Here is a 14,952-nt window from a genome sequence, read left to right as displayed (position 1 = left end):
GATTGCCGTTTTGACATGGGTCAATGCGCCGCATCAATCAACCATCGGCAGCGCAAAAAATGCGCGGGCGCAGGCGCTGCTGTGCTCGGCCAAGTCTTCTTCGGTTTCGTTACGGTGCAGCGCCACTTCGCGCAGCACGTCGGGCAGGTAGGCCGGTTCGTTGCGGCCATTTTTGGGCTTGGGGCGCAAGGTGCGCGGCAACAGGTAGGGCGCATCGCTTTCCAGCATCAGACGGCCGCGCGGAATTTCCCTGACCAGCGGGTGCAGGTGCGTGCCACGCCGCTCATCGCAGATCCAACCGGTGATGCCAATATGCAGGTCGAGGTCGAGGTAGCTGAACAGCGCCTGTTGCTCGCCCGTGAAGCAATGCACCACGGCGGCGGTCAGGTGGTCGCGGTAGTCCTTGAGAATTTCCAGCAAGCGCTGGTTGGCGTCGCGTTCGTGCAGAAACACTGGCAGTTTCAGCTCGACCGCCAGCGCCAGGTGTTCTTCGAGGACCTTTTCTTGCTGCGGGCGCGGCGAAAAATCGCGGTTGAAGTCCAGCCCGCATTCGCCTACCGCCCGCACCCGGCTTTCGCTGAGCAAACTGCGCAAGCGCCGTGCGCTGTCGCCGTTCCAGTCGCTGGCGGAATGGGGGTGGATGCCGGCAGTGCTGAACAGGCGTTGGCCGCTTTCATCGAGTTTTACACACAGCTCCAGGGCCTGTTCGCTGCCGTCGACATCGGTGCCGGTGAGCACCAATTGCTGCACGCCGGCAGCATAGGCGCGGTCGAGAACGGCCTGGTGCCTCTCGTCGAAACTGGAGTGGGTCAGGTTGACGCCAATATCAATGAGTTGCATGGTGCTATCTCCGCCTGCGGCCGGAAAGCATATCAGAGCTGTAGATTTATAAGAAAAACCAAGAACTACAAAGAGTTGTAGCTGTCTTTGAACGTCGCAAGTGACATTGTGGCTGGCCGGTTGCCAGCCGCGATGCCGCCGCTGCTCACAAAGCCTGCGCATAAAGCGCTCTGTTTATGACCTCCAGCACTTCGTCTTGCGCGAAGGCGCTGGCCAGTATTCTTTCCGGAGAGCGGATGATCCGACCCTCGGCGTTGCTTTTAGTGTGCCTGACGTTACTGCTGCCCACGGCGGCGGTCGCACGTTTGGACGGGCCGCTGGAAGTGACCAAGCCCGGCAAAGTGCGTGACCTGGCGCAGATTCGCTCCAGTCGCACCCTGCGTGTGCTGGTCAACCAGAGCCGTAACAGTTCCGGTGAAGTCGAAGGCCAGGCCATCGGTGTTGAATACCATCGCCTGCGCGCCTTCGAGCACTACCTGAATGGGCATGCCCGTGAGGGTGAAGCGATCACCCTCAAAATTATTCCCAAGGCCAAAGACCAACTGCTCGGCGCGCTGGCCCGGGGTGAAGGCGACTTGGTAGCGCCGGGTGAATTGCTCGATGTGAAGGCCGCGCACAAAATCAGCAGCAGCGACCCGATTGCCAGCGATGTGCCGTTATGGCTGGTGGGCGTGAAAGGTGAGCGGCGCTTTACCAGGCTGGAGCAACTGTCAGGGCGCACGCTCGCGTTGACCACCGGCAGTGCGGCGGCGGATGCGATCAGCCAGGCCAACCAGAAACTGGCGCTGCACAAGCAGCCGCCGATAAAGGTGGAGTGGGTTGACCCGACGTTGGCCGTGGAAGATGTGTTGGAGATGGTCCAGGCCGGGATCTTCCACCTCACCATTGTCGAAAAGCCGATTGCCGAACGCTGGTCGAAAATCCTGCCCAAACTGCGCTTTGACCGGCAGGTAGTCATCAACGCACCGGGCGATGAATATTGGTTCGTGCGCCAGGACGCCTCGATGCTGCGCGCCAGTATTGATCGTTTTCTCAAGACCTATCGAACCCCCTCCGACCAGGACGTGGCGTTCCAGCGAATCTACCGACGCCTCTACCAGGTGCGTAACCCACTGGCCCGCGCCGACCGCCAGCGCCTCGAAAAACTGCGCCCGGTGTTGCAAAAACACGCGCGTGAACAGGGCATGGACTGGTTGAACCTGGCAGCGCTGGCGTTCAAGGAATCGGCACTGGACCCCGGCGCGCGCAACAGCGGCGGCCCGACCGGGCTGATGCAGATCACGCCGTCGGCGGCGCAACGGGTGGGCGTAAATAACATCGAGAATCTCGACAGCAATGTGCAGGCGGGCGCGCGTTACCTGGCGATGATCCGCCGTAAATTCTTCGCCAGCCCCAAACTCAACGAGCGTGAACGCATGGCGTTTGTGCTGGCGGCTTACAACATGGGGCCGGAGCGCGTCCAGGGCATGCGCGCAGAAGCCCGCCGGCGGGGTTTGAACCCCAATCAGTGGTTCTTCCAGGTTGAGCGTATTGCCATGGAGCAAGTGGGCATGGGCGGCGTCAGCTATGTTAATAGTGTCAACAAGTACTACTTGGCATTTGATCGGGAGCGCGGGTCTTTGGAGCCGAATGCGCCGAAAGTGGCCTCGCGAAAATAATCGGTTTTATCGATAAGTATTAGGCATTTTTTCGGCTTTTATCATTGTTTAATCCGATTAATATAGCGGCCAACCACCCCTACTTTGAAAAAGGATTAGCAGCATGAGCCCATTGATCAAACGCATCCTGTCTACCCGTGCCGGTTATGGCCTGACCGTCCTGCGAATTTTTGTCGGGATTATTTTCGCTGCGCACGGTTCGCAGAAACTCTTCGGCTGGTTTGGCGGCTACGGCCTGGCGGGCACTGCGCAGTGGATGGAGAGCATCGGCCTGGCGCCCGGAACCCTGATGGCGGTGTTGTCGGGTGGTACGGAGTTCTTTGCAGGCTTGGCGTTGATCATCGGTTTGCTGGCGCGCCCGGCGGCGTTGGGCCTGACCTTCCTGTCGCTGGTGGCGATCTTCACGGTGCATATTCATAACGGCTTGTTCATGGCCAACAATGGTTATGAGTTCGCACTGGCCTTGCTCGGCGGCTCGTTGGCGGTGTTGTTCGAAGGCGCCGGCAAACTGTCTGCCGACCGTGCGATCGCCCGCTGAGACCTGCCACGGTCTTGCAGTAATACCTTGGAGAGCCCCGCCATGCGCGGGGCTTTTCCTTGCCCGGGATTCTTGACAGCGCCCTATGCGCTTCTCTAGGATGCTGCTCATGCGCCGATTTAAACAGCTAATTGCGGGGCGCCACCGGGACTCAATGCAGCCCGACAGAAGCATGCACTCATCGCGAGTCAGGTTTCGAAATTCCGCTAAAGCGCTGGTTCGGTGTTGCCTCTCACCTGCCCGCAGACTTTTGAGGCAGAGACACGACACGATGAATGCACCCCTGAATTCACCACGCCCCCTCATACGCCTGGCCCCGATCACTGCGGACCTGACTCAACGCAATCCTAAAATCCTGCTCGGCGGCAAACACCAGCCGACGCTGTTGCGTTACCTCGATGGTTGGCCGCGTCGTACGGGTCGGCCTTCGGCGTTCCTGATCCAGTTTGTCGAAGACGGCGACTCCCTGACGCGCTTTGCCAGCAACAGCTTTGACCTCGCGGTTATCCAGGCGCCGAGTGCCGACGATGCCGCTGAAGTGATTCGCCACCTGACACGCATTGCTCGCCAAGGGCTGATTGCGCGTCGTTGAGTGTGGGTTATTGAGGGATCAGTTAAACGACGCCGCCTGCAGTGCTCGACGACGGCGGTGGTAGAGCAACACTGCGCAGGCGATCAGGCATAAAAGCAGTGGCACCGCGACAATCATCAGCAGCTTCAGGTATCGCTCCGCTCGATGCACCTGCGCGTAGGCCTCGACCTTAAGCGCCTGCAACTCTATGGGCAGTCGCAGGCGTTCCTTATTGAGCGCCTGCAATTGGGTACTGCTAACCACCGCTTGGGTGCCGAAGCCTGTGCTCGGCGGGTTCAAGCGTTGCCACTCCTGCTCCGTTTGCGCAAGTCGTCGCTCAAGCTCCAGCGCGTTTTGCGTGTAAGCGAGTGCTGCCACCTCGCGCATTTGCTCCAGCGGGTTCGTCGACTGGCTAGCCGTGGCGCGTGGTCGAATGCTTGCGAGAATATCGGCGGCGGCCAAGTTATCCAATGTGTTCAACACAAACAGCGCGTTGCTGTTGGGCGCAGAACCGATGACGGCGTCCATGAGTAAATCCGTGTCGGCGACCACCACCACCTGGATGTTGTTGGCTTTTTGCAGTCCGGGCGCCTGCCCCCGAATGCCGTCGGGAAACACGGAATAGGCCGGCCCGTCGATTCGACCAGCTATCACCTGGCGTTGCCCACGTGCAGGCGTCTCGTCAAGAGGCTCAGAGGCTGCGCGCCGAACGTCGAGCAGCGCAGATTGCCCGGAGCTTTGCAGCAGTGGCGTCAGTGTCGTACGGCCCTTTCTTACGCGCGAAAGCGTGCCGCTGCTGGAGACCAGTAGTGTGTTGAGTTTCCAACTACTAATATCATTCGCCGTCATCGCGTGCCTTGGCAGGGTTAACCGGGTCATCTGCAGTGCGGTCGACTCTGCGGCAGGGGAGGCGTAAAGCGTATCGACCACAAGTTTGTCCGTCGGCATCTGTATGCCCCAAGCCGCCAGCAGTGCTTCAAGCCTGGGGTTTGGTGATGCAGTGCCCGCATCCACTTCACTCAGCGGGTCGATAAAGATCATCAGTTTGCCGCCCCTCAATACGAACTGTTCAATTGCGTAGAGGGCTTGGTCTGGCAGTGCGCGAGGGTGCACGACCATGAGCGTTTCGATCGACTCTGGCACCTGGTCAGTGGTCGATGCCAGGCCGACAAGTTTGAAGTGCTGGTGCATTTGCCCCAGCAGTTGCGTGGCGGACTGGTTCAGCGAAAGCCCGGTCAGCACGCCGACAGTCGGGGGCGCCGGGTGCATCAGCGTGTAGATCAGGTGGCTGATTTCATACTCAAGCAATGGCTCGCCATCCAGGCTGATGACGTCCATACGCTGGGCAGCCTGGCCTGCTCGTGTACCAATCAGGCCAAGAAAGCCTTGTGTGTCGTCAAGGCCGAACAGGCCGGCTTTGTAGGCATCCTCAGAATAAGGTGCCGGGTCAATAACATGCAGGTTAAGCATGCCCTTGGCGGCTTTTTCGTACTCTTTGAGCAGGTCTTCAACGCGCTCGCCATAGCGGTCCAGCGCTTGGCTTCTGTTCGGATGATTGCTTGAGTTGAAGTAATAAATGTCCAGTGGATGTTCAAGTGTCGCGAGCAGTTGGCGTGCCGGTGGCGATAAAGTGTGAATTTTTTTTTGTGAAACGTCCCAGCGTATATCCGGAAGATTGTTTACCCACGCCAGATTAAACGCCAGAAAGAGCAACAGGATGACCATAAGTGTCATGCCCGCAAGAAGAACGGATCGCATAGTGTGCTTTCCTGCTTAACTATTTTTATAGTTGAGCGTGACCGTCGATGCCGAGAGGAAGGCAAGGATCATGCTGATGAAGTACAAGCTGTCACGGAGTGACAATTTGCCGTTGTTGATCGTGCCAAAACGCGAGAGTGGGTTCAGCGCGACCACACTGTCGACCACCCAAACGGGTGCCTGATGTTCCAGTGCGTCCAGCACCGAGGAAAGCCCGCTGGCGGCCAATAACAAACCCAGGGTCAACAAAAAGACCACGACGCGTTGGCGTGTCAGTGTGCAAATAAAACAACCCACCGACAGGTAACTTCCCGCCAGTAACCAACTGGCCAGAAACTGTGAGGCGATCACCTGATTGTCCACCGTGTCGAGGTAGTTGGCGGCGACCGCTATCGGAAACGTCAGCATCAAGGCGACCGCACACACGGTCCAGGCCGCCAGAAATTTTCCGATAACACGTTCTACCGTCGTGATCGGCAGTGTCTTCATCACATCGCGCAGGCTCGGGTTGTGTTCGTCCGACCACAGTTGTGTTGATAACGTGGGTATCAGCAGCAAATAGAGCCAGGGGTGCCACTGAAAAAACACCTGTAAGTCGAGGCTCTCGCGTTCCAGCCACTCGCCTGTATACACGCCCAGGGTTGCACACAGCAGCAGAAAAGCGGCAACACTCATGTAGGTGCTTGGCGTGCAGGCATAACTGGCGAGTTGACGCTTGAAAATCACCGGCAGCAGCTTCAAGGGGATACCTCTTGGCCCAGACGTTGAACCACTTCGTTCAAGCGTCCGGGCTCCAGGTTGAGTGAAGTTATGTTCCATTTGCGGCTGGCGATCAGGGCGTTTATGTGCGGATAAATCGCGTGCCCCGGCATAGCAAGAACCGTCACCGTGCCGGGTGTATGCCGGTCTTCTTCGATACCTGCAACGCCGGGTAATACCGCCAGTGCGAGTAAATCCAGCGGCGACTCTGCGGCCAGCGTTACGGCTCGGTAATGGCGGGAGTTGCGTTGCAAATCGGACAGTTGGGTGTCGGCCATCAGTTGGCCTCGGGCAATCACCAGAGCACGCGTGCAGAGACTGGACAGCGCGTCGCAATGCCGGGAGGCGATAATTACCGTCATCTCGTCGCTCAAGGACTGGATAAGTGTTCTGAACTTGAGCAGTTGACCGGGCGCCAAGCCTTCGGCGGGTTCATCGAGCAAGAGCAGCCTGGGTGAATGCAGAATGGCTTGGGCGATGGCGAGCTTGCGCTTCAAGCCAACGGACAGTGTGTCGACCGGGTAATTCAGCACCGGCAGTAACTCCAGACGTGCCGCTGCCCGATTCACCCGTTTGCGTTTTTCGGCGCCGCTGAAGCCGCGAATGGCGGCGATGAAATTAAGCACGCCGCTGACCGACATCGTGTGATGGTTGAGGCCGCCCTGGAGCTGATAGCCAATGGCTTTTCGTGCTTGAAGTGCATGCGTCTGTGTATCGAACCCCTCAACCGTGATGCGCCCGGAGGAGGGTTTGACTAAGCCGGAAATCAAATTCAACAAGGTGGTTTTACCCGCGCCATCCTCGCCGAACACACCTATGCATTCTTTGCGTTGTGCGCAAAACGACAGGTCGGTAATCACGGTTTTTTTGCCCGAGTGCTTGGTCAGGCTGCTTATCTCGAGCATTTTTTTCCCGAATATCTCTGCAGAGCATATGAAAAATAAGTTCGTAACGAACGTTTGAGCGCTAAAAAGATTACGTTCAATAGGGGTGGTTGGGAACGCGGCAGGGCATTTATAAGAAAAGTCCTACGTCGAGCGGGATAACTTGCTGAAACAATTATGTTGTTTCAAGGCTTATTAATGCTCGGATATTTATCTGGCATTTATATAAGGTTTGCTCTTGTTTAATGAGACCTGATTATCATGATGCTACTACGTACGCTTGTTCTTGAACGCAGCGGTGAGGACGCTCCGGTTAACGGTGCATTGCTCTGCGGTTTCGCTGTCGCGCAAAGTGATTCCAACTTTCTGGTCTACAGCCTGGATGAAGAGGTTGAGCCCGGTAATTCCAGGGTTTATATCGCTGCGTTGCGTAAAAAACTTGACCGGTATTTTTTAGGCGGTGTTGAGTCCACGGAAGACTTGCAAGTGGCCATGCAAGTCTTTAAGCAAATTCTGATGACGGCGGCAGCATCCGGCACCAAGACCGGCGCGGTGATCGAGGCCTCGATCGATTTTCATTTTATCGATTTAAAAGGGTGTAAGTTGCCGCCTGCGCGGCCCGAGGATCATCATTCAATGATCATCAAGAAGGCGTTGGTGATGAAGGTGATTACCTTGGGCATGTCGGCGCCTGTGTTGCCGGCGATCGAAAGTGCTGCGCTGATCGTGCCGTCCATTCGCTTTTCGTCGCAAATGGTCTCGCCGCCCAAAATCACCCGGCAGCCCAAGCCCGCCGAGCAGCCAGTGCATGAGTTTGTTATGGCAGAGCCGTTGGAAGCTCCCATTGCGATTGCGCAGGCAGTCGAACAGGTCGAGTTCAATGAGGCCCCACCAGCGCCACCGAGGCCGCCTGCGCCGTTGAAACTGCCGGCGCCGGCGGAACACGCTTCGCTGCATGAGGTGGACAGCACACTGACCAGCCTTGCGAAAATCGCTCAAGACCTGACGCAACAAAAACGTGCGGTCGTTGAGCGCGAGGAAATGCTCGAGCAATGGCAAGCCCGACTGGAGCAGGCGCAGGGCGAGATCGAGGAAAAAAGCCGTGAGTTGGCGCAGCGCGGTACGCAACTGCAAAACCAAGCAGCGGAGGTTGCCCATAAGACCGAAAAGATGACGCTGGCGATGACGCACCTTTCGGCTATGCGGCAGCGCTTGCACGGCGCGCTGGTGGAGCTGGATCAGGCCCTGGAAGGTTAGGGCTGAGCGGATCTGTTCGCGGGTATGGCTACTTTTCAGGGTTCATTTATGATCAACCCCTGCCAGTCGACGCCAAGGCATGAGGCCCGGCGTATCGGCATTATTGGACATTGCCTGGGGATGCAAGCGTTTGAGTACCAAGCTGATAACCAAAGAAGGTCATGAAGCGCTGAAAAAAGAGCTGGATTACCTGTGGCGGGAAAAGCGTCCGGACACCACACGCAAGGTGACTTGGGCAGCTTCGCTGGGGGATCGCAGCGAGAACGCGGATTATCAATACAACAAGAAACTGCTGCGTGAGATTGACCGGCGCGTGCGCTATTTGCGCAAGCGCCTGGAAGACATGCGGGTAGTGGAATACATGCCCGAGCAAGAAGGCCGGGTATTTTTCGGTGCCTGGGTCGATATCGAAAATGAGCAGGGCGAGACCAAGCGTTTTCGCATTGTTGGTTATGACGAAATTTATGAGCGTATGGACTACATCTCCATCGACTCACCGATGGCCCGTGCGTTGCTGCGTAAACAAGTTGACGACGAGGCCATGGTGCAGACCCCGACCGGCGAAGTGTGTTGGTGGATTACCGGTATCGAGTATGTGAAGTAGGCGAGGGTCGGCACGCCAGGGCTGGCGCGTGCCGACCCTCGGTTGCGTCAGCCTTCGCGCAGTACTGTCAGCGGGCTGGCATTCAGCGCGCGACGCGTACCGAATACCCCGGCACCGCCGATCAGCACGGCACCGATTACCGGCAGCAGTAACAGCCACGCGTGAGGGTGCCAGGCCAAGTCGAACGCGTAGCGGTACAGCACCCATGTCACCAGTTCTGTGCCGAGCGCAGCGAGCAGGCCGCTGACCGCGCCCAGCAAGCCAAACTCGATGCGCCGCGCCTTTACCAACAGCTTGCGTTCGGCCCCCAGTGCGCGCAACAGCGCACCCTGGCGAATCCGCTCATCCAGAGTGGCCTGCAGGCCGGAGAACAGCACGGCCATGCCCGCTGCCAGCACAAACAGCAACACGTATTCCACCGCCAGGGTCACTTGCGCGAGGATGCTGCGTAACTGCTCAAGCAAAGCCTCGACCTGCAGAACGGTGACTGCCGGGAACGCGCGGGACAGGTCGACGATCTGCTGGTCATGCCCTGGCGCCAGGTAGAAGCTGGTCAAGTAGGTCGCGGGCAAGTCTTTCAAGGTGCCCGGTTGGAAGATCATGAAGAAGTTGGGCTGGAAGTTATCCCAGTTGATGGTTCGCAAGCTGGTAACCCGTGCTTCGCGATTCTCGCCGGCGATGGTGAACACCAGATGATCATCCAGCTTGAGCTTCAAGCTTTCAGCGACTTTGGCCTCCACCGATACCCCGGGTATGTCATCGCCCGGTTGTTGCGACCACCATGTACCTGCGGTCAGCACGTTGCCCGGCGGCAGGTCGGCAGCCCACGTCAGGCTCAAGTCACGCTGCACCGCACGGTCACCGCTGGAGTCTTTGCTGACGACCTGCTGCACCGGCTCGCCATTGATGCTGATCAACCGGCCCGGCACCACCGGGTACAGCGGCGCCGATTGCGCTTGCAACTCCAGCAGACGGGCGCTGAAGGCATCTTTGTCGGCCGGCAGAATGTTCAGCGCAAAATAGTTGGGCGCGTCCTTGGGCAACTGGTTTTGCCAGGTGTCGAGTAACTCGCCGCGCAGCAGTGCGATCAAACCCATGGACAGCAGGATCAAGCCAAACGCCAGGGATTGCCCGGCCGCTGCCAACGGGTGGCGCAGTAACTGGCCCAGGCCCAGGCGCCAAGGCAGTGAAGCACGCGCCAACAGCCGCCGCAGGCTTTGCAGCAACAACAACAGCAGGCCGCCGAGGATCAGCGCCGCCACCACGCCGCCGCCCAGCAACGCGAAGGTCAGCACCAGGTCGAGGCTCAGGCGCCACATGATCAGGCCGAGCGCGAACAACGCGGCGCCATACACCATCCAGGTACTCGACGGGATGGGCAGCAGGTCTCGACGCAAAACCCGCAACGGCGGCACGCGGCCGAGCGCCGCTAACGGCGGCAGGGCGAAACCTGCCAGCGCGACCATGCCGGTGCCAATGCCTGCAACGGCCGGTAGCAGCCCGCCGGGCGGCACGTCTGCAGGCAACAAATCGTGCAGGAAATAAAACAGGCCAAACTGCGCCAGCCACCCGAGCAAGGCGCCGGCCAGGCTCGCCAACACACCGAGTACGCTCAGTTGCAGGCTAAACAACAACATCGCTTCGCGCCGTGACAAGCCAAGGCAGCGCAGCAGTGCACTGGCGTCGAAACGTCGGCTGGCAAAACGGTTGGCCGAGAGTGCTACCGCTACGCCCGCCAGCAGTACCGCCACCAGGCTGGCCATATTCAAGTAACGCTCGGCCTTGCCCAAGGCGCCACCGATTTGCTGGTTACCGTCGCGCGAATCCTGCAAGCGCTGGTTGGCGGCGAGCCCCGGTTTGACCAAGTCACGATAGGTTTGCAGCGCCGTGCTGCCTTGGGGCGCGCGCCACAGTTCGCGGTAGCTCACGCGGCTGCCGGGCTGCACCACGCCGGTAGCGTCGAGGTCTGCCAGGTTGATCATCACCCGTGGCGTGAGGCTGTAGAAGTTACCGGCGCGGTCAGGCTCATAGGTCAATATGCGCGCCAGGCGCAGGGGCTTCATGCCCACGTCGATGCTATCGCCGACGTTCAGGCTCAGCGCGGTTAACAGCCGTGCTTCTACCCAGGCTTCGCCGGGTTTGGGGCCGCCTCCGGGCGTTTCTGCCCCGAACGCTTCGGCAGCACTTTTCAGCTGACCGCGCAGTGGGTACTGCTCGTTGACCGCCTTGATGCTGGAGAGCTGAATGCCGTTATCGGTGGCGATAACGCTGGAGAACTCGACGATGCGCGCGTGATCGAGGCCCAGCTCGGTGCCGGATTTGATTTGCTCGGGGCGTGCCGGTGAGCTGCCTTCGAGTACCAGGTCGGCGCCCAGAAACTCGGTGGCCCGCAACAGCATGGCGCCGTTGAGGCGCGCGCCGAAGTAACCGATGGCAGTGCTGGCGGCAACCGCCACCACCAGGGCGAAAAACAACACGCGCAATTCGCCCGCGCGGGCATCGCGCAGCAATTGACGCATGGCAAGGCTGAACAGGCGCAACAGCGGCAAACGTGCCATCAAGGCTCCAGGGGCGCGACCATAAGGCCCGCTTCAAGGCGGATCAGGCGTCGGCAACGGTGGGCCAGGCGCTCGTCGTGGGTGACCAGCACCAGGGTCGTGCCGCTTTCTTTGTTGAGTTCGAACAGCAGGTCGCTGATGCGCTCGCCGGTGTGGCTGTCGAGGTTGCCGGTGGGTTCATCGGCAAACAGCACGTCCGGCTCGGCGGCGAAGGCGCGGGCAATGGCTACCCGTTGCTGCTCGCCACCGGAAAGCTGACGCGGCGAATGCGTAAGGCGCTGGCCCAGGCCCACACGCTCCAGCAAGTACCGGGCACGCTCGCGGGCGTCTTTGCGACCGTCCAGTTCCAGCGGCAGCATGACGTTTTCCAGGGCGTTAAGGCTGTCGAGCAGTTGGAATGACTGGAAGACGAAACCCACGTGCTCGGCGCGTATGCGCGCACGCTGGTCTTCGTCGAGCGTACTCAAGGCCTGACCTGCCAGGGTGACTTCGCCGCTGCTGGGCAGGTCGAGGCCGGCGAGCAGGCCGAGGAGGGTGGATTTGCCGGAACCGGAGCTGCCGACGATAGCCAGGCTATCGCCCTTGTTCAGTTCCAGGCTCAGTTCGTGCAGGATAGTCAGTTCACCTTCCGCGCTGGGAACCACTTTGCTAAGGTTCCGCGCGGTGAGAATGCTTGCGCCCATGGAGAATCCGATGCGAATGTGGTTTTTGAGTGCTGGCCTGGCCTTGATGTGCATGGCCCAGAACGCAGCGGCGGGTACAGTCCTGATCGTTGGCGATAGTATCAGTGCCGGTTTCGGCCTGGATACCCGCAAAGGGTGGGTCGCGTTGCTGGAGCAACGGCTCAAGCAAGAAGGTTTCGACGATAAAGTGGTTAATGCGTCTGTCAGTGGCGACACCAGCGCCGGAGGCCTTGCGCGGCTGCCTGCGGCGCTTGCAGAGCATAAGCCTGAGCTGGTTATTCTCGAGTTGGGCGGTAATGACGGGTTGCGCGGGCAGCCGCCAGCTCAATTGAAACAAAATCTTGCATCGATGATTGACCAGTCCAAAGCTGCGGGGGCCAAGGTGTTGCTGTTGGGCATGCAGTTGCCGCCCAACTATGGCCCCAAATACACCACGGCGTTTGCCGAGGTGTATGGCGCTTTGGCCAAGGAGAAAAGTGTGCCGCTGGTAGGGTTTTTCCTTGAAGGCGTTGGCGGTCACCCGGAACTGATGCAGGCCGATCAATTGCACCCGGCGGTCGGCGCGCAAGGCAAGTTGCTGGAAAATGTCTGGCCGACGCTAAAACCGCTGTTATGACGCTTTTCTACCGGCAGGCTTTCGGCTAAGGTGGCGCCCCCCCGATCTGGAGCCCCCGATGTCGCGCCCTGCCTGGTCCCTGTTCAACTACCAACTGATCGAGCCCGACGAGCAGCTGGATCTGTTCGCCTGCCAGGAAGTTCGGGTACATCTGGTCGCACGTCAGTTGGAGTTGGGCGGCTCGATTGACCGCACGCTTTGCGGCACTTTATTGCCGGCGCAACCGCGCTGGTCGTCGGTGGATCGCTCGATCTTCCAGGACCAGCGGCTGTGCCCGCTGTGCCGGGCGATTCTCGAATCGCAAAAGCGCGGCACGCCGCTGATCTGGCCGGAGCTGCGCTTTGAGTAACAGGGCAGTTGCAAGCTGTAAGCTGTAAGCTATAAGTTGCAAGCTGCAAGCTGCAAGCTGTGGCTTCGGCTTCGGCTTTTAACTTGAAGCTTGAAGCTTGAAGCTTGCCGCTCAAAGCTCTCTTTCCAATCGTTCTGCGAAGGATTTTCCGGATGTTGTCGCGCCTTTCCGTCGTTACCTGCTGCCTGTCTCTCGCTGCCCTCGGTGCTGCCGGTTCGGCGTCAGCCTTGCAGTTGCCCCTGCCGCCGCCAGGCGAGGACATCGTCGGTCAGGTACAGGTGATCAAGGCCAAGTACGAAGACACCTTCGCCGACCTCGGCACCACCTATGATCTGGGCTATTCGGAAATGGTCGCGGCCAACCCTGGCGTTGACGCCTGGTTGCCCGGCACCGGCACCGAGATCGTGCTGCCCACGCGGTTTATCCTGCCGCCTGGCCCGCGCGAAGGCATCGTGATCAACCTGGCGGAATACCGGCTTTACTACTACCCCAAGGGCCAGAACGTGGTGTACACGTTCCCGTTGGGCATTGGCCGTGAAGGCTGGGGTTCGCCGGTCGCCCACACCACCATCACCGGCAAGATCCCTAACCCTACCTGGACGCCGCCCGCATCGATCAAGGCCGAACACGCCGCCAATGGCGACCCGCTGCCCAACGTGGTGCCTGCCGGGCCGGACAACCCGCTGGGGCCGTTCAAATTCACGTTGGGCACGCCGGGTTATTTGATTCACGGCTCGAATATGAAGTTTGGTATCGGCACGCGTACCAGCCACGGCTGCTTCCGCATGTTCAACAACAATGTGCTGGAAATGGCCGACATGGTGCCGGTCGGTACGTCGGTGCGCATCATCAGCGATGCTTACAAATTCGGCAGCAGTGGCGGCAAGGTCTACCTTGAAGCGCATACGCCGCTGAACGATGACGGCACGCCGTCGGTGGTCGACAAACACACCGCCGTCATCAATGCCCTGCTCAAGCGCGAAGACCTGGCCAATAACCTGCGGGTGAACTGGGATCAGGTGCGGGATGTGGTCGCGGCCGAAGATGGCCTGCCGACAGAGATTGGTGTGCCGGGTGGTAACACGCCGGTCGCGTCCAGCACGCCGGTCGACCTGCAGCAGTAAACCCTGTGGGAGGGGGCTTGCTCCCACATTCAGGCAATAAAAAAGCCGATCCAAAAATGGATCGGCTTGATAACAACCCCGAGGGATTATTACTTGCGGCTTGCTTTTTCAAGCATGCGCAGAGCGCGCTCGTTAGCTTCGTCAGCAGTCTGTTGTGCTTTTTGAGCAGCAGCCAGAGCGTCATCAGCTTTGCGGTAGGCTTCGTCTGCACGGGCCTGGGAGCGAGCTGCTGCGTCTTCAGTTGCAGTCAGACGTGCTTCGGTTTCTTTGGAGACGCTGCTGCAACCGGTAGCCAGAACTGCGGCCAGAGCCAGAGCAGAGAATTTCAGAACGTTGTTCATCGTGTTCCCCTTCAAGGACTTTCTATTAAATTAAATGGCTACTTTCTCAAAGTGAGCGGATAGCCGGCGTACATACTACTCATTACTTGTAGTAAGTAAACTGACGCAACGCAAGAAGCAAAAAAAATTCGTGCAGCGAATCTATTTTGGCTAATCTTTGGCAGGTGTGTATAAATTCTGTGCAGAATTTTTCCTTTTCAAGGGAACTGGATCGACGCTGAAAGGTCCGGCCCGCATGACTTGCACCGGGTAACCCGGTAAAGATTTATATATCCACCGCCACACTTGTTTTTGCCTCGTCTTTACCCCGCCCAGCATCTTTTGCGCATGTAGAGGTGACTTTAACAACGGCAGTTCGTCTCAAGCTTCAACTGCCGGCAATGTTCAGGCTATCGATCAGTGATTGATCGGA

15 protein-coding genes are annotated in these 14,952 nt (G+C 58.9%); 8 read left to right on the top strand and 7 right to left on the bottom strand.

The window, feature by feature from the left end; all coding sequences use genetic code 11:
* Positions 1–33 precede the first annotated feature (33 nt).
* Positions 34–840 (bottom strand): TatD family hydrolase, encoded by an 807-nt coding sequence (locus ACOZK9_RS08515; protein ID WP_058414690.1) that lies wholly within the window; start codon positions 838–840, stop codon positions 34–36.
* 236 nt (positions 841–1,076) lie between these two features.
* Between ACOZK9_RS08515 and ACOZK9_RS08510 the strand changes: the two genes are divergently transcribed.
* The 3 genes from ACOZK9_RS08510 (at position 1,077) to ACOZK9_RS08500 (ending at position 3,628) form a co-directional block, all read left to right on the top strand.
* Complete coding sequence (locus ACOZK9_RS08510; RefSeq protein ID WP_058414689.1) at positions 1,077–2,498, top strand: MltF family protein; 1,422 nt, start codon at positions 1,077–1,079, stop codon at positions 2,496–2,498.
* Between the two features lie 103 nt (positions 2,499–2,601).
* Positions 2,602–3,036, top strand: coding sequence for a DoxX family protein (locus tag ACOZK9_RS08505; protein WP_058414688.1), 435 nt, complete (start codon positions 2,602–2,604; stop codon positions 3,034–3,036).
* A gap of 283 nt (positions 3,037–3,319) precedes the next feature.
* Positions 3,320–3,628, top strand: a complete 309-nt coding sequence (locus ACOZK9_RS08500; protein ID WP_152750379.1) for a class I SAM-dependent methyltransferase — start codon at positions 3,320–3,322, stop codon at positions 3,626–3,628.
* 18 nt (positions 3,629–3,646) lie between these two features.
* On the opposite strand, the gene ACOZK9_RS08495 is transcribed toward ACOZK9_RS08500, so the two are convergent.
* The 3 genes from ACOZK9_RS08495 to ACOZK9_RS08485 are packed head-to-tail and all read right to left on the bottom strand — an operon-like array spanning position 3,647 to position 7,029.
* Positions 3,647–5,365 carry a GldG family protein gene (locus ACOZK9_RS08495; RefSeq protein ID WP_152750375.1) on the bottom strand — a complete coding sequence of 573 codons (1,719 nt, stop codon included), beginning with the start codon at positions 5,363–5,365 and terminating at the stop codon, positions 3,647–3,649.
* Positions 5,366–5,380: 15 nt separating this feature from the next.
* A complete protein-coding gene (locus tag ACOZK9_RS08490; RefSeq protein ID WP_058414686.1) occupies positions 5,381–6,106 on the bottom strand; it encodes an ABC-2 transporter permease in 726 nt (241 codons plus the stop codon).
* A complete protein-coding gene (locus ACOZK9_RS08485) occupies positions 6,103–7,029 on the bottom strand; it encodes an ABC transporter ATP-binding protein (protein WP_058414685.1) in 927 nt (308 codons plus the stop codon). Before ACOZK9_RS08485 ends, ACOZK9_RS08490 begins: the two co-directional genes overlap by 4 nt.
* A gap of 240 nt (positions 7,030–7,269) precedes the next feature.
* Here ACOZK9_RS08485 and ACOZK9_RS08480 point away from each other — a divergent pair, with 240 nt between their 5' ends.
* Both ACOZK9_RS08480 and greB read left to right on the top strand, forming a co-directional pair.
* Positions 7,270–8,265: a hypothetical protein gene (locus ACOZK9_RS08480; protein WP_122250477.1), complete on the top strand. Its 996-nt coding sequence runs from the start codon at positions 7,270–7,272 to the stop codon at positions 8,263–8,265.
* Positions 8,266–8,395: 130 nt separating this feature from the next.
* Positions 8,396–8,869 (top strand): transcription elongation factor GreB, encoded by a 474-nt coding sequence (gene greB / locus ACOZK9_RS08475; protein ID WP_058414692.1) that lies wholly within the window; start codon positions 8,396–8,398, stop codon positions 8,867–8,869.
* Between the two features lie 47 nt (positions 8,870–8,916).
* Here the strand turns inward: greB and ACOZK9_RS08470 are convergent, their stop codons facing one another.
* Entirely contained in the window at positions 8,917–11,427 is a 2,511-nt protein-coding gene (locus tag ACOZK9_RS08470) for an ABC transporter permease (protein WP_152750373.1), read from the bottom strand.
* Positions 11,427–12,110, bottom strand: a complete 684-nt coding sequence (locus tag ACOZK9_RS08465; protein WP_053255138.1) for an ABC transporter ATP-binding protein — start codon at positions 12,108–12,110, stop codon at positions 11,427–11,429. The genes ACOZK9_RS08470 and ACOZK9_RS08465 overlap by 1 nt, the downstream gene beginning before the upstream one ends.
* A gap of 10 nt (positions 12,111–12,120) precedes the next feature.
* Here ACOZK9_RS08465 and ACOZK9_RS08460 point away from each other — a divergent pair, with 10 nt between their 5' ends.
* The 3 genes from ACOZK9_RS08460 (at position 12,121) to ACOZK9_RS08450 (ending at position 14,199) form a co-directional block, all read left to right on the top strand.
* A complete protein-coding gene (locus tag ACOZK9_RS08460; RefSeq protein WP_058414682.1) occupies positions 12,121–12,726 on the top strand; it encodes an arylesterase in 606 nt (201 codons plus the stop codon).
* Positions 12,727–12,784: 58 nt separating this feature from the next.
* The gene (locus ACOZK9_RS08455) at positions 12,785–13,075 is read left to right on the top strand and encodes a hypothetical protein (RefSeq protein WP_058414681.1); all 291 of its coding nucleotides are present in this window, start codon (positions 12,785–12,787) and stop codon (positions 13,073–13,075) included.
* Positions 13,076–13,227: 152 nt separating this feature from the next.
* Positions 13,228–14,199: a L,D-transpeptidase family protein gene (locus ACOZK9_RS08450; RefSeq protein ID WP_058414680.1), complete on the top strand. Its 972-nt coding sequence runs from the start codon at positions 13,228–13,230 to the stop codon at positions 14,197–14,199.
* Positions 14,200–14,288: 89 nt separating this feature from the next.
* On the opposite strand, the gene oprI is transcribed toward ACOZK9_RS08450, so the two are convergent.
* On the bottom strand, positions 14,289–14,540 hold the full coding sequence (gene oprI, locus ACOZK9_RS08445; protein WP_058414679.1) for an outer membrane lipoprotei OprI: 252 nt from the start codon (positions 14,538–14,540) through the stop codon (positions 14,289–14,291).
* Positions 14,541–14,952: the final 412 nt, after the last annotated feature.

This window comes from Pseudomonas kitaguniensis (assembly GCF_049199985.1).
In the GTDB taxonomy this organism is placed as follows: Bacteria; Pseudomonadota; Gammaproteobacteria; order Pseudomonadales; family Pseudomonadaceae; genus Aquipseudomonas; species Aquipseudomonas kitaguniensis.
The sequence above is the reverse complement of the archived record's forward strand: the minus strand, read 5'-3'. Positions and strand labels throughout refer to the sequence as shown.